Origin of the sequence: Bacillus sp. FJAT-28004 (genome assembly GCF_001280845.1) — a bacterium.
Taxonomy (GTDB): Bacteria; Bacillota; Bacilli; order Paenibacillales; family Paenibacillaceae; genus Pristimantibacillus.
Genome location: NZ_LGHP01000001.1, coordinates 2,595,617 through 2,616,151, shown reverse-complemented (window position 1 = coordinate 2,616,151; position 20,535 = coordinate 2,595,617). Strand labels below are relative to the sequence as shown.

Sequence of the window (20,535 nt, the reverse complement as noted above, 5' to 3'; positions counted from 1 at the left end):
TACTTTTCTTTATTGAGCCAAACCTGTCATTTCTTCAGGCTTCATCGCTTTCAATTGCTGTTCATACAATTTGCGATAAAGTCCACCTTCGCGAAGCAGCGTGCGATGGCTTCCTCTTTGCACGATTTCTCCATCATCAATGACCAATATCTGATTGGCGCGAACAACGGTAGCTAAACGGTGGGCAATTACGAATGTTGTTCTACCAACCATGAGGCGCTCGAGCGCCTCTGTTACCATAGCTTCCGATTCGGAATCAAGGGCGGATGTTGCTTCGTCCAAAATTAATATTTTGGGATCCTTAAGAATCGCTCTCGCTATCGCCAGCCTTTGCTTCTGCCCGCCAGATAATCGCATTCCTCTTTCGCCGATTACCGCTTCATATCCGTCCTTAAACGTGATGATAAAATCATGAGCGTTTGCTGCCTTTGCGGCTTCAATCACGTCACTATCCGTCGCATCTGGACGTCCATAAACCAGATTATCCCTGATCGTTCCGGAGAAAAGAATGTTTTCCTGCAATACCAAAGCAATATGCTTTCGCAAATCATCCAAGTTGTATTCGCGTATATCGATGCCGTCAATAAAAACCGCACCTTCGACCGGTTCATAAAATCGCGGGATTAGGTTGATCAACGTCGATTTGCCCGCGCCGCTCGGTCCTACAAGGGCAATAACTTCGCCAGATCGCGCTTCAAACGTAATATCCTTAATGCCTTGTCGTTCTTCAATCGTTACTTCCGGCGGGAATGGATGTACATTCGTCGGCTTCCAGTAGAACCGTTTTGTTGCTTTTTCACGTTCAATGATATCCGTGTCCTCGGTACCGTTAACGGTCTGCGCCGGAATCACATTTCGCGTTTTATAGTTATAAGAAACATTAACAAAAACGACATGCCCTGCACAAGTTGGCATAGGAAGCGCATTATCGGCCTCCTTGATCGACGGTTTCTCATCAAGCATTTCAAATACCCGTTCTATATTCGTAATCGAGTTTTGAATGGTGACATTGACATCCGCGAATCGTTGTATGGGTCCATAGAGATTACCCAGCAGCAACTGAAAAGCGATTATTTCACCTGCTGTCATTTTACCGGCAAGCACTAAACTTCCCCCGCCAAGCCAAATGATAATCCCACCTATGTGGGCAAACGATTCACTAAGCCTTCCAAGTACGTTTGAGAATAAATGGGCGTACACCGTATGGTTATAATGCTGTTTTGTCTGCTTGCCAAACCGGGCCCGCTCCTGTCTTTCGCCGTTAAATGCTTGCACGATCCGAATTCCCGCCATGCGCTCTACAAGCGTACCCGAGATTCGCTCCATCTGCCGATGGACTGAACGCCATGCTAGTCGAATATGCACATTCATGTTCGTAAAGGACAGGTAATAGAAAGGCAAGATGATAAGAGAAAGCGTTGCTAAGTAAACATTCATCCGAAATAACAGAAATCCAGCGAAAAGCACCATAAACAAATCGAGAACAAGATTAATGATGCCCCCGCCAATCAAGTTTTGAGCCCCCCCGATGTCATGAATGACTCTAGAGGAAATACCCCCCACCTGTCTCTGGTCATAGAAGCTTACGGGCATTTTTTGCAAATGATGATACAACTGCTCACGAAGATCCTTCATCATGCGATTGCCCAGCATCGCTGAGAAGTAATTTCTAAAAAAACTGACAATAACTCCGAAAAATAAAATAATAGCCATGATGCCTACAATTTGATAAAGCCCCCAGTCGCCTTTACCTGCAAGTACATCGTCGAGTAAAATTTGCGTATAAATGGGTGTTGAAAGAGGTGCGACAAATTGAACCATGCCTAACAAAATGATAAGTCCTATCGACCACCAGTATGGTTTTGCCCATAGCAAATATCGTTTAACTGGACTAATGTGAATCCCTCCCGATCACACAATTAATAACTTTTTCCATCTTAGTTCATGATGTAAGGGATTACAAAGACCAAGGTGCACAGGATATAGCAGAAAATGGTTGGGATCGGGAGTAATAACTATCTGCTTATGCTCAGATGAAACATTTTCAATAAATTCAAGGATTTAGGAACAAAAATGAAGGCTCCACGTCTCTATCCAACGTGAAGCCTTCGTCCTTACAATATACACACCCATTACGCTAAACAAGAAACCCCTTTGCTGCCCATTCCGTTTCCATATTGGCGATCAGTAAACGTTTTTCCGCTTCCTCTAGAAAGGCAGCCTTTGCGCCGTTCATCACGATTTTGGCGATATCATTCATCGTTAAGCCACAATGCTCAGCTAGCAGCACGTATTCCTTTTGAATCGTCGTATCCGAAACGGTCCTGTTGTCTGTATTTACAGTAACAACGATACCATCGTCCAAATAACGGCGAATAGGATACGCGTCCCAGCTTGCAACAGCTTTCGTCTGTATGTTGCTCAGAGGGCACATCTCCAAAGGTATTTGCCTTTCCCGAACGAGCGCAACTACCTCTGGGTCCTCCAGCATTCGAACGCCGTGACCGATACGTACAGCACCTAAACCCGTAATCGCGACTCGGACGTTTTCCGCACCAGCCGCTTCTCCCGCATGGATCGTAATCGGCAGCCTAAGCTGCTGTGCCTCCTCAAAAAGCTGCAGGAACAGCTTGGCGGGAAATCCTGCCTCGTCACCAGCCAAATCGACAGCAACGACTCCTTTTTTATAAAATCGCGCTGCTTCTTGAACAACGTCCGTATTCAACGCATAGGAATGATGCCTCATACAAATAATGATCGCTCTAGCAATGGTACCAAATGCTTGCTCGCCGCGCTTCAATCCATTTAACACATGCTCTATGACATCATGATTGGATAAACCTTGCATGCGATGCAGCTGGGGAGCAAAACGCACCTCGATATAGCTTACCTTTTCGTTTGCAGCTTGCTCAACTAACTCATAAGCGACTCGCTCTAATGCTGCCCCTGTTTGCAAATAAGGCAAAACAAAGCCAAACTTATCCAAATACTCCTTCAAGCTCTCGCAAGTTTCTCCCACCTGCATGTGAGATAGAAGTTCTGGCTCCGAGTCTATCTGCAATGGATTTCCTTGTTCAATAGCCAGCTCTCTAATGGTCTCAGGTTTTATACTCCCATCTAGATGAACATGTAAATCGACCTTTGGCAGCTGCGACAATAACGTTGTCATAGCTGCAGATTGTTCATTCATTAACGCCATCGTCAAATCCCCTTTCGGTATATTCATACACTTTCCTGATCGTTTGTATACATGCCTGAAATACTTCTAGCTTCCGCGATACGTGCTGTAACCACCAGGAGCAACTAATAATGGAACGTGATAGTGCGAGCTCTTATCGTGAATACGGAACCGGATCGGAATCTTATCGAATATACTCTCTGATATCGCTGACAAATATGCCGTTCTCCGAAAGAATTCACCGGCTGCAAATATGATCTCATATATTCCGCTTTGAATATTTTCTCCCTCTAACAATGGCTCATCTACACGTCCGTCTTCATTCGTCCGATAAGCGCCGATGAACCTCGGTTCATGCGCCGCTTCCGCTCTCACGCACTCCTCACCCAGATACCATAGCTCAATCGATATGCCTACTACAGGTTTGCCTGCAGCAAGATCTAGAACATGCGTCGTAACTTTTCCGCTCACGAAGACTCACTCCCCCTCAATCAGATCCGCCCTCGTAAGGGTAAATCCTTGGAAGCCATAAGGCGGACGAGGCTCAGTAAACACGCCAGCAGCTGCTGAATGCTCAGGCTCCATTACAGTCTCCCATGTCCGATTGTTCGATTCGAAGCGAACCTCAGACAGCTGCGGGAAGGTCGTAAGAATGCTTTTTCCAATTTGACAGATTAAATATTGAATGGAAGGTGAGTTTGCAAGGTGGAACAACGTATGGGCTAGATCATGAACCTGCTCAGATGGAACATAATTTCCGCGCTTACTGTCCAATGCATCCTCTGCATGTTCATAAGTCCAAAAAATATGAAGGAAAATAAATAAAGGACGATCATAGCTTTCGGGCAAAGTCGTATATTCATCACGAACAAATCCGTAGAACGAGCTGCCCCTCACCTTAATAAGCTGAATATGGGACAAAGTGCTTTCTTGTTCAGCGAGTTCTAAGCTATTAGCTGTACGTATCCATTTTTGCGAAGCGCTGGCATGCTCGTTGTGCGACCTTCGAAAGACAAGCTGGCTATCATTCCAACTGCTGCCTTCGGCAATCGTAACAGCATTAAAAGGCAGCCGATCAGCACTAATCTCAATCGCATCGACATGTGAATAACGCTCCATAAATCGCTCGCTTATGAAGGCTAGCAGTCCCTCTGTCGTACTTCCTTCATAATTTGCAGTTTGCCGTAAAATAAAATTTTTCATGGAGTCCGTAGCTACGACCTGCGTATTGTCCCCTTCAGTAAAGGAGGTAAGCAGTACCTCGCTGCTCACAGAGAAGGTAATGTTATGAGCAAAAATAACATTGGGATCACCCGTATATGTGGATTGCGGGATCGATTTGACAGAGAGCGGTGTCGCGTATGTCCGATAGCTCAGCACATCGCCTTTGCCATAATATAATGTTCGTCCGCTGCGTAATTTTAGCATAATGATCGGTCCTTTCTCTACTCCATGATGAGATCTCTCAAACGAAATTCGGAAATTCTCTCAATTTCTCGCAATGCCTGCTCCATTTCCTCACTAGCTGTATGCCATAATCTCGATTCCATCGAAGCGAGTATATCCTCCTTTTTCTTTCCTCTCACCGCGAGTATAAAGGGAAAACCAAAGGATTTCACATACGTTTGATTTAATCCATGAAAGAGCTCATATTCATCTGCCGTTAATTGATCTAATCCAGCTCCCTGCTGCTCGAGCGCGGAATATTCAGCAACCGCAAGGCGGGTTCCAAGATCTGGATGAGCGCGGAATAAATCAATAATCGTCTCTACTGTTGATTCCCGCACGACATTAATCATGGCATCATGAAGCGCTTCGACTGAAGCAAATGGACGAGCGCCGCTTGCGGATGCAGCCACCCATGGCGAATGCTCAAAAATCGTTCCAAGCAGTTCAACAAACTGCTCACGTGTGCATGCATTTATTTGATCCATGTTTAATTTCATTTCCAGTACCCCTCGTGAATCGTAATCACTGCATCCTCCACTTCAGGGAAAGGACCAACAACTTGAATGGGCTTGCGTCCCTGTGCGAATACGACCCGACAAGGTAAATCCAGCGTCAAGTTTTGTTCATCATCCCCAGTCAGTTCTGCCAAACGTTTCTCTGAAATGCCGAAAACGACTGTTCCTACATTCCCCCAATAGATCGAACCTGCACACATCGCACAAGGCTCTGCCGTCGTATAGAGGGTATAATGCCAAAGCTCATTTTTATTGAATCGTTTGGAGGCTGCTTCCATCAACGTTCGCTCAGCGTGCCCTGTGCAGTTCGATTGCGTGATCTCCACATTCCCTTGCTCAAGGACGATCTCGCCTTCTGAATTAACTAGAATTGCGCCAAATGGTGTATTGCCGGATTCTCTGGCCTTCCTAGATACTTCAATACTCTCTAACAAATAATAGATATGCTTATGCCACTCTTTCATATCGCTTGTCGCCTCCCTTCAATGGCTCGTTTCACAGCTCTCCATATTCCGCCATAGCCGGTACAACGGCATAAATTACCGGATAAGGCTTCCGCAATTTCATCATCCGACGGCTCTGGATGGTGGTCGAGCAGTGCTTTAACTGAAACGATCATTCCCGGTGTACAATAGCCGCATTGAAAACCGCCTTCCTCTAGAAATGCTTGCCCAATCGGATCGATCCCGTCTGCTGAAACACCTTCTATCGTCATGATTCGTTTACCTGTGCATTGATAAGCCATCGCTAAACAAGAATTGACTGCCTGACCATCTATCAGCACCATACATGCACCACATCTGCCGATATCACAAGAACGCTTCGTCCCAGTGAGCGCCAAGTCATCACGCAAAATGTTCAGCAATCTGGTTGAAGCTGCCGTTTCAATCTTAAGCTCCTGTTCATTAATGAAGCATTGGAGTGCAAACGGCGTTTGAACTTTAGCTGTTTGATCGCTCATCTCCGTTCACTCCTTCATTAGAAAAAATGGTGTTTCTTGCAAAAAAGCGGGTTCTACCGGCAGCTTCGTTACCCACTTGCCACAAGCCTGCCGTATAGCAGCTGCGATAGCTGGCGCCAGTGTAACCGATCCAACCTCCCCTATACCTCGTGGACCATAATCGTCGCCCTCGGGCAAATGCTCAATGGCCTCGACCTCCACTAACCCGTTTTGATCGATGATCGTTGGAACAAGATACGTATCCAAATTTCGAGTGATATAATGACCTTTTTCCATAATCGCATCTTCCATTAGCGTAAAACCAAGTGCCATACTGCTGCCGCCTTCGATTTGACCGAGGAAGCCTTGTGGATTTATGACAGGTCCAGCGGCTACGACGTGATATTGCTGCAGCACCTTGACTCGCCCAGTCAACGTATTAAGCTCTACCTTAACGGCAACGGCCGAGTAGGTATACATGAAATGAGCGCCTACTCGTTCAGTTGGTGATGTGGGAAATGAAAAAGAGGTTTCACAGTGAATAAGGGAATCATCAGCCTTTGCCAGTTCTTCATAAGGAAGCAGCAAAGCTTCACCTGAAATCTCTCTTATGCCGCCCTCGCTGATTCGCAGCTCTTCAGCCGGACGACTTAGCACTGCTCCTGCCCGCTTTAGCATCTGCTCTGTAAATGGCTTCTTTAACTTTTGCAGCGATTTCCACATCATAGCCGTTGCACGCGAAGCCGTAGTTGAGCCGCTGTTTGGCACTATGTCGGTATCGCCGATAATAATCCGTATATCATCCGCACCAAACTTGAACTGCTCGATTAGCATTTGCTCCAGTGATGCAATGAGGCCTTGCCCAAATTCCTCATAACCGAATACCGCTTCGATTTTACCGTCCGCTGCAAGTTCCAAGCGCCCTCCTGCCGGATCAGGAATTCCAACGCCAAGACCTGCGCCATGCATCGTAAAAGCAGCTCCGATCCCCGTTTTCACCCAAGGTTCTTCACCATCTTCACTGAGTGACTTATATTGCGATTTCTCCTGCATCAATGCACTTTTTTCTAGCGCTTTCCATACTCGCTCGGCCCCTTCTGTCATCGCAATAGGTTGATCAAATGGCCCAAGATCCTCTAATTGGCGCATATTTAATTCGCGAAATGCCCAAGGCTCTATGCCAAGCTGATCAGCTAATCGATCCATTTGTCCCTCAAGCGCGAAGATCGCTTGATTGCCGCCAAAACCTCGAAATTCCCCGGACATGCCATTGTTCGTAAATACCGATGTGCCCTCAACGTTCAAATGCTCGTATTTATAAGGACCGACGACATGCTCAACTGCAAAATTAAGCACCTCCGCTCCAAGTGTTGAATAGGGGCCAGTATCTGAAATGATACGGACTTGATGGGCGAGTAATTTGCCTGCCGCGTCTGTTCCCGTTTTCATCGTAATTTTCATCGGATGCCGCTTTAAGCCTGCGCGAACCGATTCCTGCCTGGTATTATGCATCTTAACGGGCTTCCCTGTGTAGGTCGCGAGCAATGCCCCGTAAGGCTGTACATTCAGCTCATCTTTTCCGCCAAATGAGCCGCCGATGGGACTGGAAACGATTCGAATATCCTCTTGCGGTATAGATAAAATACGTGATAATTGCATACGATCCATAAATCCGTGCTGGGTTGGTGAATACACCGTTAATCGATTATTCGCCTCCGGCACAAACAAGCCGCCTTCCGTTTCCATATACGTGTGCATTTGGCGCGGCGTGTAATAGGTTTCCTCTACAATACAAGCACATTGCTTGAACCCAATTTCGGTATTCCCTTTGTGGAAGGATGTCCGGTGCATCGCGTTTCCTTTTGGATGCAGAAGCGGGGCATCTTCGAGAAGGGCTTGTTCGGGATCATCCACCAACTGCAAAACTTCGTATTCTACTTCGATAAGCCCAATGGCTATCTGTGCAATTGCAAGGGTTTCAGCAGCTACTGTCGCTATCGCATCTCCCACATATCTCACCCGCTCCTCGCATAAAACGGGCTGGTCGGGATGCGCAATGCCAAAAGCATTTAATCCGGGGACATCTTGATAGGTAAGCACGGCATGGACGCCTGACAATTGCCTGGCTTTATCCGTATGAATGGAAAGAATACGTGCATGAGGATACCTACTACGCAGAACAAGGCCATAAAGCATATGTTCCCTTGTCATGTCGGTTAAATAAGCAAGACTGCCTGTTACTTTACCCGGTCCATCAGGACGGATTCGCCATCTTCCTCCACTGCTTGTGCGGTTTAAGAGCATAAGCTCACTCCTTCCTGTCATTCCTTAATCTCTAGCTGCCTTCCAAAGCTCCGCTGTGATAACGTTAGCTGCTGTAATCTTCCTATATGACGCTGTTGCGAACAGATCTTCCCTAGGTTCATACACTTGCAAAATGCGGTCATATACACGCTGAAGGAGCTTATTATCCACGGCCGTACCAACGATTTCTTCCTCTAATGGTTCGAGCCTTTGCGGAACCATCTGTCCGCCTCCAAGCGCGATCCGAAGTTCCGTGAGCACGCCAGTAGGCGAAATGGCACCATTTATGGCCGCTGTTACGATAGAAGGAGTAAATGCTTCACGACGTCCTACTTTATGGTAAGCGCCAAAACGCTTGATTTTCGAAATGGCACTATCTTCTTCATCCTTACATACTGAGCTCTCTTCCATTAATTTCGTGAAAGGTAGGATAATGCTGAGAAGCAATCTCTCATTTCCTTGATTCGGATCGTTTGTTAGAAGCAGATAGTCGGATAATGGAACTTGTTGCTCTATTAGTCCGTTATACCAAATGACTTCAGCGTCATAAGCAAGGAGCGCGGGGATAGAATCTCCAATCATGGAAGAAACATTGCCGCCGACCGTTGCTAAATGCCGAATGGATGGCGCTGCTATCACACGTAAAGCATCGGTGAATAGTGGAAAGTTTCGCCGCAGAAATGCATTCGTCCGACAAGCCTGCAAGCTCACTTGGCCGCCAATGATAACGTCTGATTCGCCGATTTTAACCTCGTTTAATCCACGAATAGCACTCAAATCGATCAAATGTTTCGGGACAGCAGAAATGCCTGATTCCCACTGTGTTCGAAGTAAGGTTCCGCCTGAAATATATACACCTTCCAGCCCATAGCTTTGTTTGAGCAGCCAAGCCTCCGCGGCCGACTGAGGATGCCATACAAGAGGAGTCAATATGATCTCCTGTACATTCATGCTCATTGTTCTCCCCCCCAATTATCGTTAGAATCGTTGCTCCCGAATGTAAGGTACGCCCAGCGCCTCGGGTGAGCCGGATGGTTTATTGCGATTGCGCCAGCCAAGAAACATGAGAATGAATATGGTTACGACATATGGAATCATTTTTAAAAAGTAGGATGGAATTTCACTGCCTAATAATTGGATGCGGAAGCCTAACATGTCTAACGCTCCAAAGAAATAAGCGCATAAGAGAGCTCTTATCGGATTCCATCTAGCAAAGATAACTAATGCTACTGCAATCCAGCCGCGTCCTGTTGTCATCCCCTCGGTCCATGTTGGCGAGTAAACAAGGAGCAAATCCGCTCCCGCCAATCCGATTAATACAGAACCAACGATAATATAACCATAACGAAATCCTTGAACACGAATCCCCATGACATCCGCTGTTGCCGGATTATCGCCCATCGCCCGTAGATGCAATCCCCATGAGGTTCGGTGAATAAATATATGAAGCACGATGACCAGCAGGAAGCTAAACCAAGTCAGCAGATCAAGATGAGCAAAGATGCGGCCAATAAACGGAACACCTTCAAGCCAAGGCATATCAAGCTTTGGCACTGCTCTCGGTACAGGAAGTCCACTAACGGATTTGCCTAGATAAGCGCTTAAACCAGCTCCAAACAATGTCATTGCAAGGCCGCATACGATTTGATTAGCCCGAAGCGATACACTAAGAAAAGCATGAATACCGCCTAACAACACACTGATTCCGCAAACGGCGAGCAATGTGACCGTCAAGCTGCCAGTTTGCAGAAAGGTCAGACATGCCGTAACAGCGCCCATCAACATAAGGCCCTCAGCGCCTAATTGGATAATGCCTGATCTCTCAATCAATATCCCGCCTAGTGTTGCGAACAATAACGGAGTACCAGAGGAGATGGCGGCAAGCAGCATTTGATACATCATTTCCATCGCTCAGCTTCTCCTTTTCAGCGGATTTTACGAAGGCGAAATTTGCTGATTGTGCCGCCTGCAATTAGAAAAAACAAAATCGCACCCTGCAGCATTTCTGATATAGAGGAAGGAAGCCCAATCGTCTGCACGCTGTACCCTCCTACGATAAGTCCTCCAAACAAGAACGAGGAGACGACCAGTCCGATTGGATGTAATTTAGCAAGCCATGCTACAATGATTGCCGTGTAGCCGTAACCTGGCGATATGCCATACATAAGACGATGCGTTACACCCGATACCTCGGCCATTCCAGCAAGTCCGGCCAGACCTCCGCTTATGAGCATGACGAGTAAAATATGTCTGCTAAGCCTGATGCCCGCATTTTTGGCAGCTTCGGGATTAGCACCAATCAGCCTGAGCTCATAACCCCAGCGCGTGTATTTGATGAAGAATCCATACAGCACAATGGCGATTATGCCGAACAATAAACCGAGATGCAGCCTTGTATCACCAAGAACCGGCAACGACTGTGCTTCTGTAAACATCGGTGTTCCTGGGAAATTCATGCCCTTCGGATCTTTCCAAGGTCCGAACACAAAATAATCCATGGCAAGCAGCGCAACGTAATTGAGCATTAGCGAAGTAACCAGCTCATTTACTTGAAAATAAGTGCGAGGAATGGCCGTTAACAGCCCCCAAATACCACCAGCAACGATGCTGAATACGATCATAACGGGAATAACGAGGATACTTGGCATATTCGGAAAATAAATCGTGACCGCAGTAGCGGCCATTGCCCCTGCAGCGAATTGTCCTTCTGCGCCGATATTCCATACAGATATACGGTAAGCTATCGCTACGCCAAGCCCGCATAGCAGTAGAGGGATGGTTTTGACGAGCGTTTCAGTCAAGCCGTATGAGGTGCCGAAAGCTCCAGTAAACATTTTTTTGTATACAGGAAGCGGGTTCATCCCATTTGCTGCAATGAAAATGCCGCATACCACTAAAGCTAGCAGCACTGACACGAGTGGGATCCACCATGAGCCCCCTTTTTTGGTGCTGTCAATCTCAATGCGATATGAGCGAAATCTCCATCTGTTTGGCTCACGAACAGCTTCGATCGTTAGTGCTCCGTCTTTGGCTAAACTTGTTTTTTGTTCACTCACCCAGCTTCCTCCTCTGCATCAAGGAGTCCCGCCATATACATGCCAATTTTTTCTCGATCCGCTGCATCGCGTGCCATTTCGCCAATGATTTGTCCGTTATAAATGACGAGAATACGATCAGAGAGCAGCATAACCTCGTCTAAATCCTCTGAAATGAGCAATACACTTTTGCCATCATCCCGCATTTCAGATAACAGTCGATGAACGCCTTCCGTGGCGCCAACGTCGAGTCCTTGTGTCGGATGGACAGCTACCATTAGCAGCGGTTGTTGATGTACCTCTCGCGCAAATAGCAGTTTTTGCTGATTGCCGCCTGACAAATGCTGAACCGGCGTATCGAGACCAGGCGTCCTGACATCAAATTGCTCGACCAAATCTTGCGACCACGTTCGATTCACACCTATACGTAGAAATCCGAAGCGAGAGCGCTCCTTCGTTCGGTACGATTTGAACAGCAAATTATCAACGATGCCAAGGCTGCCGGCCAGACCGCTTTTCATACGATTCTCCGGTACGTGAGCGATTCCCGATTCGATCGCTCCTCTGACTGACCCATTTTGCAATTCTTTACCGTTAAAATAGATCATTCCGCGCTTCCACGCTCTAAGACCGGTAAGCATCTCGGCAATCTCCTTCTGACCATTTCCAGCAACGCCTGCTACTCCAACAATTTCTCCTTCATTGACATGAAGCTTAATATGATCAAGCACTTTTTTGCCATGATCTCCATATACGTCTACCTGCTGTACGTCAAGCAATCGTTTTCCTAGCGACCTAGGAAGGAAAGGACGGCTTTCGCGGATTTCTTTTCCGACCATAAGTTTTGCGAGCTCACGCTCATTCGTCGCTGATGTTTCCATCGTATGAATGAGCTTGCCTTTACGCATAACCGATATATGGTCAGAAGCAGCCATAACCTCTTTCAGTTTGTGGGTGGTCAATATGACCGTTTTCCCTTTAGCTTTCATATGCTCCAGCGTTGCAAACAGCTGCTCCGCCTCACCGGGCGTCAGCACCGAGGTTGGTTCATCCAAAATAATTAGGTTTGCGCCGCGATAAAGCGTCTTAACGATTTCGACCCTTTGCTGCTCGCCAACGGATAGCTGCCAGATTGGGCGATTAACCGGAAATGACAATCCAAATTGCGCTGCAATCGCTTCGATTTCTTGCTGTTTTGCGTTCATCCATTTGTTGCCTCTCCAAAACGATGAGCTCTCTCCCAAAATGATGTTTTCAGCAGCAGTCAGTGTTTGAACGAGGCGAAAGTTTTGAAATACCATACCTACGCCAAGCTTCATCGCATCCTTAGGTGAACGAATCCTCGCGAGCTCTCCGTTTATGAAGATGTCTCCGCTAGTCGGCCTATATACACCCGAGAGCATGCACATCATCGTGCTTTTGCCCGCACCGTTCTCACCTAGCAGCGCATGAATTTGTCCCGGCTTTGCACGAAAATCAACAAAATCATTCGCTACGACGGTACCAAAATGCTTCACGATTTGGTGCATCTCCACCGAATACTTCTTATGCATAACATCACTTCCTTCAACGTTTGTGAAGCAAACTTGAAAAGCTTTGAATAATCAACAAATCCCTATATTCAGGGATTTGTTGACTTATTCATATAAGCAAAGCCGTTTATTTCGGGATCGTGCCGTCGACGCCTTTTACGAACCAATCCATCACCAAAATGTCATCAAGCGTCAGCGTCTTGCCAGCCTCAACCTTTACTGTGCCGGCAGCATCCGTAATCGGACCTGTAAAGATGTTAAACTCACCGCTTATCAACTTTGTTTTCGTATCATTCACTAGCGTTTTCACATCCTCTGGCACACTTGGACCAAGCGGTGCAATGTCGACCATACCGTCAGCTAGAGATCCAGAATATTGCTCACTTTTCCAAGTGCCATCGATAATGGATTGAACCGTTTTGGTATAATAAGGTCCCCAGTTCCAAATCGGATTGGTCAAATACGCTTCTGGAGCAAACCTTGTCATATCGGAATCATTGCCTCCAGCCATAGCACCGCGTTCAGCTGCTGCTTGCAATGTTGCCGGCGAATCTTGATAAGCGAGCAGAACATCTGCGCCTTTATCAAGAAGACTCACTGCTGCTTGTCGCTCCGTTGTTGGATCAAACCAAGTATTCGTCCATACGACGCTCACTTTGGCTTCTGGATTTACGCTTTGCACGCCTAGCGTGAAGGCGTTTATGTTATAAATGACTTCTGGAATCGGGAATGCGCCAACATATCCGATTACATTTTTTTTCGTCATTTTGCCTGCTGCTATACCGCTTAAGTAACTGGCATCGAAATTTTTGCCGAAAAATGTGCCCATATTTTCATTGGTTTTGTAGCCGGCGGTATGAAGGAACTTCACGTTCGGAAATTTCTTCGCTACATTTAATGTGTAGTCCATATATCCAAAGCTAGTCGTAAAGATGACATCATGGTTTTGCGCAAGCTCAGTAATGATTCGTTCCGCATCCGCGCTCTCAGGTACGTTCTCAACCGTATCTGCTTTTATGCCAAGCTTTTCCTCCATGTACAATCTTCCTTTGTCATGCTCGAAAGTCCAACCGCCATCTCCTGGAGGCCCGATATAAACGAACGCCACACGCGGCAGCTTAGCAGACTCATCCGTAGCCGCCTCACTCTTTGGGGCTTCCGTCGCTTTTCCTGCACCCTCATCAACCTTGTTCGACTTGTTGCTTGAACAACCACTACTGACCATTACTAGCGTTATAAGAAGTGCTAAGCTTGCGGAAAATGCTTTTTTGTACGATTTCATACCGTTCCTCCCCGACTCTCTATTTTTTTCAAAAGATGATAAGGTACCTTATTGATTCTGTACATTATCGCCTCTTGTCGCATAAGACTCCTGGAAGCTGCCGTGATCAGCTCCAATCGTTATCGCTCGTTTTGGTTGAGACCAATAACCTAAACACTCCATTCACGAGCCCAAATACCATTTTTGTGCCAAATCAAAGTCAGCTGGGGTATCAACGTCAAATAGCGACTGACGATCCACAGCTAACAGTCCAAATCCCTGAAAATCAGTTGATTCGAACAGCTTGCGAGCTCCAGCATCCCCCCTTAATTGAAGTAGCGAGTCGAACATGGAGCGGGATAATATCGCCGGTGGCATTAACACAATTTCTCCTCCTTCTGATTCATGCACTGCGGTTGCGACAAAATCCAGCTCCGGACGTTCACTCCAGCAGCGTATAAGGCCATCAATCATTCCAGAAGTAATAAAGGGTTGGTCAGCGAGCGCAACAACAACAGCATTTAAAGCAGGTTCCTCTCTCAAAAGCGCTTCAAGGCCGCAGCGGATCGAATAAGACATTCCCTTCGACGCTTCCGTACATACGATTACACTGACGGCATCAGGTAGATTACGATTAGAAGTACATAAAGCACTTCCTTCTGTGCCAATCCAAACTTTTGAATCATCAGGATGCACTACAACGTTTACCCTATGAAGATCACTGGATAAAAGAGCAAGCAGTCCCATTCGCGCCAGCGGCTTGTTCTTCGACAGCTCGAGCGATTGCTTTCGAACTCCCATACGCTTGCTCTGCCCTGCTGCTAAATAAAGGGCTGAAATTCGCATATTTGCTACCCTCCCTTCGCGAACCGCCTTCCCTTCCAGCACGAATCGCAATCAATTCTGCAGCAATGCTGACCGCTATTTCATACGGTCCGTCCGCATTAATGGAAAGACCGATCGGAGCGTGAACATTCGATGGAATTAGAAAGGTCTCAAACAGCATCCGAATCCGCTTCTTCGAGCCTAAAACACCGATGTAAACAAGCTTCATCGGCAATGCAAGCCGAATCATGTCCTTATCCTGTTGCAAGTTATGACTGCACACGATTAAATAATCATCTGGACAGAATTGTATTTGATCCATAATTTGCACGGGCGATCCAACCGCAAACTCAGCTTGCGGAAAACGTTCCATCGTACATAATGCTGGCCGCCAATCTGTCATCACAACACGAAAGCCAATTTGTATCGCTAACGAATAAATAGCCTCCGCATCTTTCCCTACCCCGAATAACACCAGACGAGGCCTAGGCGTAATTACAATCGACATTTGATTAGAATTACTATCCAGTTCATCTCCATATTTAACCGCAGATTGATCGCCAATGTTATCAATAAGAACGTAGTTAATATCTTTTTCATTCCAGCTTCGCTCAAGCCTAACGGAAATGCCTGCATCGTTTTTCATTTTCGCTTCAAGCAAAATCGTCCGCAATCGCCCTTCCACAGGCTCAAGCAATAAACGAATTTCGCCACCGCAGCCGACATTCTCGCCCCATATGGCATCCTCTTCGGGTTTCATGTTGTAATCAATGCAAATGAACTGACTGGAATCCCATACGCCCGCTGCCCTCTCCAATAAATCTTGTTCTAAGCAACCTGGACTAATCGAACCAATCTGCTCACCGCAGAAGTTGAACAACATCGATGCTCCGACCTTACGATAGGAATGTCCCTCTACACATACAATTGTAGCGAGCACACTCGGCTCGTCGCTTGCCTTCAGCGATTCCAATACATCGTGCATATCCATCCGCTATCCCTCCATAAGCATTAGCGCTATTAGCCCTCGCAGGGTAACCATGCAGCCTAGAGTTACAACCTAACAACTACAATCGAGCGATCAATTTTTTGAGCGAGCGATCCGCTTCTTTTAAGACGACTTTTTTATCGACAGTTCTCACCATTTTGTTCTCCATCACCACTTGCCCATTAATAATAACCGTATCGACATCACCTCTTGTTGCCGCATAAACGACTCTAGAATACCAATCCGCATCGAATGATGGATACACATGGAAATCCTCCAAATCAAGCAGTTGCAAATCAGCGAGCTTCCCAATCTCGATGCTGCCGATCTCCTTTTCAAGGCCAAGCACCTTCGCACCACCCATCGTCGCCATCCGCAGCACCGTTTTTGCATTCATAATCGTCGGACCATGTTTCACCTTTTGCATATAGGCGGTTAAGCGCATCTCCTGAAACATATCCAAATTGTTGTTGCAAGGCGCACCATCCGCACCAATACCAATGTCTATACCTTGTTCAAGAAGATGTGGAATCTCAGCAATGCCTGATGCCAGCTTCATATTAGAGCCCGGACAATGGGTAAGTTTCACTCCCCTCTCCCGAATGATTTGTTTCTCTTCATCATCAAGCCAAATGCTATGAGCCAAAATTAGATTCGGTTTCGCAAGTCCAATATGATCGAGATAGACGACATTCCTCATCCCGCGTTCCGCTTCGACCATCGCAATTTCACCCAGGTTTTCCGATGCATGCGTATGCACCTTTACACCATACTCCGCAGATAGGTCACGAACGCCAATAAGCAATTCCTCGGTACATGAAACAACAAAGCGCGGACAAAAGGCGTATTGAATTCTCCCATTTTCGGCACCATGCCATTTTTCCAATAGATCCACGCTGTCTTGAAGTGATTTTTGTGTATTTTCTTGTAGAGCAAGCGGCACCTCTGTACCATGATCCATCATGACTTTTCCAGAAAGAGCTCGAATACCGCTTTCTTTAATAGCCTGAAAAGCCGATTCCGTATAGTGGACCGTCTCCATATCCAAAATCGTCGTTGTACCGCTGCGAATCAATTCACCAATCCCGAGCATGGCTGAGTAATAAACAGAATCCTCACTGTGGGCAGCCTCGAGCGGCCAAATCTTTTCCTTCAGCCACTCAATAAGCGATAAATCATCGGCTCTCCCTCGAAATAATGTTTGGCATAGATGGATATGCGTTTGTACAAACCCGGGCAGCAGCACTTTCCCGCCCGCATCAATAATACGATCCACATCCTGCGTTTCCAGTCGTTCAGCGATTTGCGTAATTCGATTTCCTTCTATTAACACATCGCCTGTGAAAATCTGATCATCATTGTTCATCGTCATCACAACAGCGTTCCGAATTAGCATTGTTGTCATTTATAAATCCCCCTCAAGCCTCAAATACCAGTACGTTTAATTCGCAGAATATTCAGATATTAATAACTACAGCATGACGATCATCCTGCAAACAGAAAGAAAATATTGTCTTCCACTTTCGATGTGTAAGCTTATCTAACATATTAAAGCAGAATCGATTGTCTGGCAATACATTTCATTAAATATTTATATGCTTTTTAACGGATTCACGCCACAATATAACACGTATGTAACACGTTATTTACTAGAACAAATTCAATTCAGCGAAAAGAGCAAAAAAACCGTTTCAAGCACGAAAATATCGTGTTAGAAACGGTTTATGTCTACTTCAATTCATATTGTGATTACCTTGTACTTAAATATGCCGGAATAATATGTTCAAATATGAGGTTTCTTGACCATATTGCTTCATTCCGCTTCGTTATTTGTTTCCGAACTACAATTACGAGCTCATACTCCGGTGCGATTAGCAAATATTGACCGCCATGGCCAAAAGCAAAATAACAATCGCAATGCCCGTTATGATTCTCAGGTGAATGCCACCAGTGATAGCCATAGCCGCCATATATCGGCGGTTCGTATTGCATCAATCCACGGTGATGGAGCTGTGTCGATTCTGCCACCCATGAAGCTGATATCAATTGCTCGTTGTTCAACTGTCCATTTGAAGCAAATAAACTGCCTATCTTCGCAAGATCTCTGCCATATAAGTGAAGTCCGGTTCCACCTTCATTAACACCGGCTCGTTCCATCCATCTCGCACTGCGAAAGCCAAGTGGACCAAACAAATAGTCTTTGGCAAACGAAAGAGCAGGCATGCCGGTTGCTTTCGTCAATATCGCCGATAACAGATGTGATCCGCCTGAATTATAGGCAAAGGCCGTTCCTGACTCTGAGATCAACGGCTGATTAAATACGAATTGTATCGGATCCTTCGCTGCTTTCAACGCTTTATAGGGCTTGTCAAAGTCAGGCCAATCAAATCCAGGCGTCATAGTCAGCAAATGCTTTATCGAGATTTGGCTGAGCGCATCGCTTATTTCTGGGGGATGATCCAAGTAATCGGTAATAGGCTCTTCCACGCTCTTCAAAAACCGTTTATCAATCGCGATTCCAATTAATGCGGATAAGACGCTTTTCGTGCAAGAATAGAGCGGACCGATTGAATCCTGTCCGCTCTCATACCATTCCCCTAACAGCCTTTGTCCTTGAAGCACGATGACAGATTTCATTTTCCATTCGGCAAGCAGCTTGCTATAAGCTTCCAAATCTATTGATTTCATCTGTTTAATCGACCTTTCTAAGAAGCATTTCTTTGCTGCTGTTCAGCTTGCTTAAACTTAGGCATGCCAATTGAAACAAATACAACAAAAACCGACAATACGGCTACCCAAACAAATATCGTATGTAAGCTTCCAGCTAGAACCGTTGATTCAATTCGATCTGCCTGTCCGGTATGAAGCAGCAAGCCAAAAACAGTGATCCCGATCGTCTGACCGAGTGTACGAATGAAATTGTTGCTGGCTACAGCAGATCCACGAAGCTCCCAGCCGACAGCTGATGATACGGCTACCGTTATGGATGTAAGTGATAAGCCAAACGAAAGTCCTGCCAAAAACGTATAAATGATAAATAATACAATGGATGTTGAGGCTGTCATAAACGCGAAACCGATGCTGCTGACGAACAAGAAGCAAGAGCCCGCAACGCTAATAAAGCGCAAACCTTTTTTAGCTATCCAAGTCCCGGCTAATATGGAGCCTAGCGGCCATGCTACCGAAAGTGGAATCATGGCAAGTCCCGAATACGTTGCCGGTTTGCCGTAAACGCCTTGAATCCATAAAGGCAAATAAAATATAATGACGACATTGATTACACATAATAAAAAACTGCTCAGATTCGCCATACTAATTATCGGATTCCGAAATAGCTGGAAAGGAATGATTGGTTCTGGAGAACGTTTTTCGATACGGGCAAATACGAAGAAAAATAGTACAGCTATTCCGAATAATACGCTAATGGTCATCGCATTGCTGTTTCCGCCCTCGGCATCCCGGATTAGCGTCATCGCATACAAGAAGCTGAACATTGCGATGGTAAAGGTGATGATGCCTGGATAATCGATATGCCTCTTTTTCTTCTCCAATGTCTCCCGAAGCGAGGTGGAGAGCAAATAAATAGCAACGATACCAAACGGAAGATTCATATAAAAGATTGCCCGCCAGGATACGTAATCGACCAATAAGCCGCCAAACAACGGACCTGAAATGCCCGCTATCCCCCAAATGCTTGACATCCAACCCTGAACCTTCGCACGCTGTTCATAGGGATATAAATCACCAATGATCGTATAAGGAATCGTCGTGAGCGCCCCAGCTCCTAATCCTTGCAGAGCACGAAACATAATAAGCTGATTCATCGTTTGTGCTACACCTGAAAGCATGGAGCCAGCAAGAAAAATTAAAGCCCCGATAATAAATATTTTCTTTCGTCCGTAAAGATCGGATAATTTGCCGTAGACAGGGGTAGTGATAACGGTTGCCAGCAAATAAATCGAAATGATCCAGCTATACTGCTGTATACCTTGAAGTTCACCTGTAATGCTTGGCATGGCTGTACTGACGATCGTCCCCTCAATTGCGGCAAGAAATGTGGCGACGAATAATGCAATGGTTACTTTTTTCCGAGTCTGATTAGCTTTCATTGTTCATCCTTTCTGTGAACAGCATTGTAACTTAAAAAAAATTCATATGACCTTTCTATTATGGTCGCTGGAAGCATGAAATATCAACAGTATTTATTTAAATCATGACGTTCGCGATAAACGAATCTCTCTCTTTTTCATACATAATTTGGTACAGACCTTCAATATGTATTGCGATCGATCACTTTCAGCTGTGAGCCAAAATTCACGATCGCCAAAAAGCTGACACAAAACCTGTTCAGCTGTTTTATAAGAAGCATGTTCTTCTACTAAGATTCTGACACATAACGTAAAACATAGCGATTCATATCGCCGTAAAGCATCCACCTTTTTTTGGAAATCTAGCATGAGAATAGTCGCCCCTTCATACATATAAAACCTATTCCCTATTGTAACTGC

At 45.9% G+C, this 20,535-nt stretch carries 18 protein-coding genes; all 18 read right to left on the bottom strand.

Going from position 1 to position 20,535, the window contains the following annotated elements; translation table 11 throughout:
- Window positions 1-9: 9 nt before the first annotated feature.
- The 18 genes from AC787_RS11240 to AC787_RS11155 all read right to left on the bottom strand — a co-directional run bounded on the left by AC787_RS11240 (window position 10) and on the right by AC787_RS11155 (window position 20,136).
- The gene (locus tag AC787_RS11240; RefSeq protein WP_268760167.1) at window positions 10-1,830 is read right to left on the bottom strand and encodes an ABC transporter ATP-binding protein; all 1,821 of its coding nucleotides are present in this window, start codon (window positions 1,828-1,830) and stop codon (window positions 10-12) included.
- 307 nt (window positions 1,831-2,137) lie between these two features.
- Window positions 2,138-3,199: an adenosine deaminase gene (add, locus tag AC787_RS11235; RefSeq protein WP_235560951.1), complete on the bottom strand. Its 1,062-nt coding sequence runs from the start codon at window positions 3,197-3,199 to the stop codon at window positions 2,138-2,140.
- A 66-nt stretch (window positions 3,200-3,265) separates the two neighbouring features.
- Window positions 3,266-3,649, bottom strand: coding sequence for a hydroxyisourate hydrolase (uraH, locus tag AC787_RS11230; RefSeq protein ID WP_054024866.1), 384 nt, complete (start codon window positions 3,647-3,649; stop codon window positions 3,266-3,268).
- A gap of 6 nt (window positions 3,650-3,655) precedes the next feature.
- Window positions 3,656-4,606, bottom strand: coding sequence for a factor-independent urate hydroxylase (gene pucL, locus AC787_RS11225; RefSeq protein WP_054024865.1), 951 nt, complete (start codon window positions 4,604-4,606; stop codon window positions 3,656-3,658).
- A gap of 17 nt (window positions 4,607-4,623) precedes the next feature.
- Window positions 4,624-5,124: a 2-oxo-4-hydroxy-4-carboxy-5-ureidoimidazoline decarboxylase gene (gene uraD, locus AC787_RS11220; RefSeq protein ID WP_054024864.1), complete on the bottom strand. Its 501-nt coding sequence runs from the start codon at window positions 5,122-5,124 to the stop codon at window positions 4,624-4,626.
- Complete coding sequence (locus AC787_RS11215; protein WP_054024863.1) at window positions 5,121-5,606, bottom strand: nucleoside deaminase; 486 nt, start codon at window positions 5,604-5,606, stop codon at window positions 5,121-5,123. Before AC787_RS11215 ends, uraD begins: the two co-directional genes overlap by 4 nt.
- Window positions 5,603-6,103, bottom strand: a complete 501-nt coding sequence (locus AC787_RS11210; RefSeq protein ID WP_054024862.1) for a (2Fe-2S)-binding protein — start codon at window positions 6,101-6,103, stop codon at window positions 5,603-5,605. The genes AC787_RS11215 and AC787_RS11210 overlap by 4 nt, the downstream gene beginning before the upstream one ends.
- A gap of 6 nt (window positions 6,104-6,109) precedes the next feature.
- On the bottom strand, window positions 6,110-8,386 hold the full coding sequence (pucD, locus tag AC787_RS11205; protein WP_054024861.1) for a xanthine dehydrogenase subunit D: 2,277 nt from the start codon (window positions 8,384-8,386) through the stop codon (window positions 6,110-6,112).
- A 24-nt stretch (window positions 8,387-8,410) separates the two neighbouring features.
- Window positions 8,411-9,343, bottom strand: coding sequence for an FAD binding domain-containing protein (locus AC787_RS11200; protein ID WP_054024860.1), 933 nt, complete (start codon window positions 9,341-9,343; stop codon window positions 8,411-8,413).
- Between the two features lie 21 nt (window positions 9,344-9,364).
- The gene (locus AC787_RS11195; RefSeq protein WP_054024859.1) at window positions 9,365-10,294 is read right to left on the bottom strand and encodes an ABC transporter permease; all 930 of its coding nucleotides are present in this window, start codon (window positions 10,292-10,294) and stop codon (window positions 9,365-9,367) included.
- Window positions 10,295-10,311: 17 nt separating this feature from the next.
- Window positions 10,312-11,397 carry an ABC transporter permease gene (locus AC787_RS11190; protein ID WP_152970698.1) on the bottom strand — a complete coding sequence of 362 codons (1,086 nt, stop codon included), beginning with the start codon at window positions 11,395-11,397 and terminating at the stop codon, window positions 10,312-10,314.
- A gap of 41 nt (window positions 11,398-11,438) precedes the next feature.
- The gene (locus AC787_RS11185) at window positions 11,439-12,974 is read right to left on the bottom strand and encodes an ABC transporter ATP-binding protein (RefSeq protein ID WP_054024857.1); all 1,536 of its coding nucleotides are present in this window, start codon (window positions 12,972-12,974) and stop codon (window positions 11,439-11,441) included.
- Between the two features lie 106 nt (window positions 12,975-13,080).
- Window positions 13,081-14,235 (bottom strand): BMP family ABC transporter substrate-binding protein, encoded by a 1,155-nt coding sequence (locus AC787_RS11180; protein ID WP_054024856.1) that lies wholly within the window; start codon window positions 14,233-14,235, stop codon window positions 13,081-13,083.
- Window positions 14,236-14,397: 162 nt separating this feature from the next.
- Window positions 14,398-15,015 (bottom strand): nucleotidyltransferase family protein, encoded by a 618-nt coding sequence (locus tag AC787_RS11175; protein WP_161807528.1) that lies wholly within the window; start codon window positions 15,013-15,015, stop codon window positions 14,398-14,400.
- Window positions 14,933-16,030 (bottom strand): XdhC family protein, encoded by a 1,098-nt coding sequence (locus tag AC787_RS11170; RefSeq protein WP_054024854.1) that lies wholly within the window; start codon window positions 16,028-16,030, stop codon window positions 14,933-14,935. The genes AC787_RS11175 and AC787_RS11170 overlap by 83 nt, the downstream gene beginning before the upstream one ends.
- A gap of 76 nt (window positions 16,031-16,106) precedes the next feature.
- Window positions 16,107-17,432, bottom strand: coding sequence for a 5'-deoxyadenosine deaminase (locus tag AC787_RS11165; RefSeq protein WP_054024853.1), 1,326 nt, complete (start codon window positions 17,430-17,432; stop codon window positions 16,107-16,109).
- A 344-nt stretch (window positions 17,433-17,776) separates the two neighbouring features.
- Entirely contained in the window at window positions 17,777-18,715 is a 939-nt protein-coding gene (locus AC787_RS11160; protein ID WP_054024852.1) for a serine hydrolase domain-containing protein, read from the bottom strand.
- Between the two features lie 17 nt (window positions 18,716-18,732).
- Window positions 18,733-20,136 carry an MDR family MFS transporter gene (locus AC787_RS11155; RefSeq protein ID WP_054024851.1) on the bottom strand — a complete coding sequence of 468 codons (1,404 nt, stop codon included), beginning with the start codon at window positions 20,134-20,136 and terminating at the stop codon, window positions 18,733-18,735.
- Window positions 20,137-20,535: the final 399 nt, after the last annotated feature.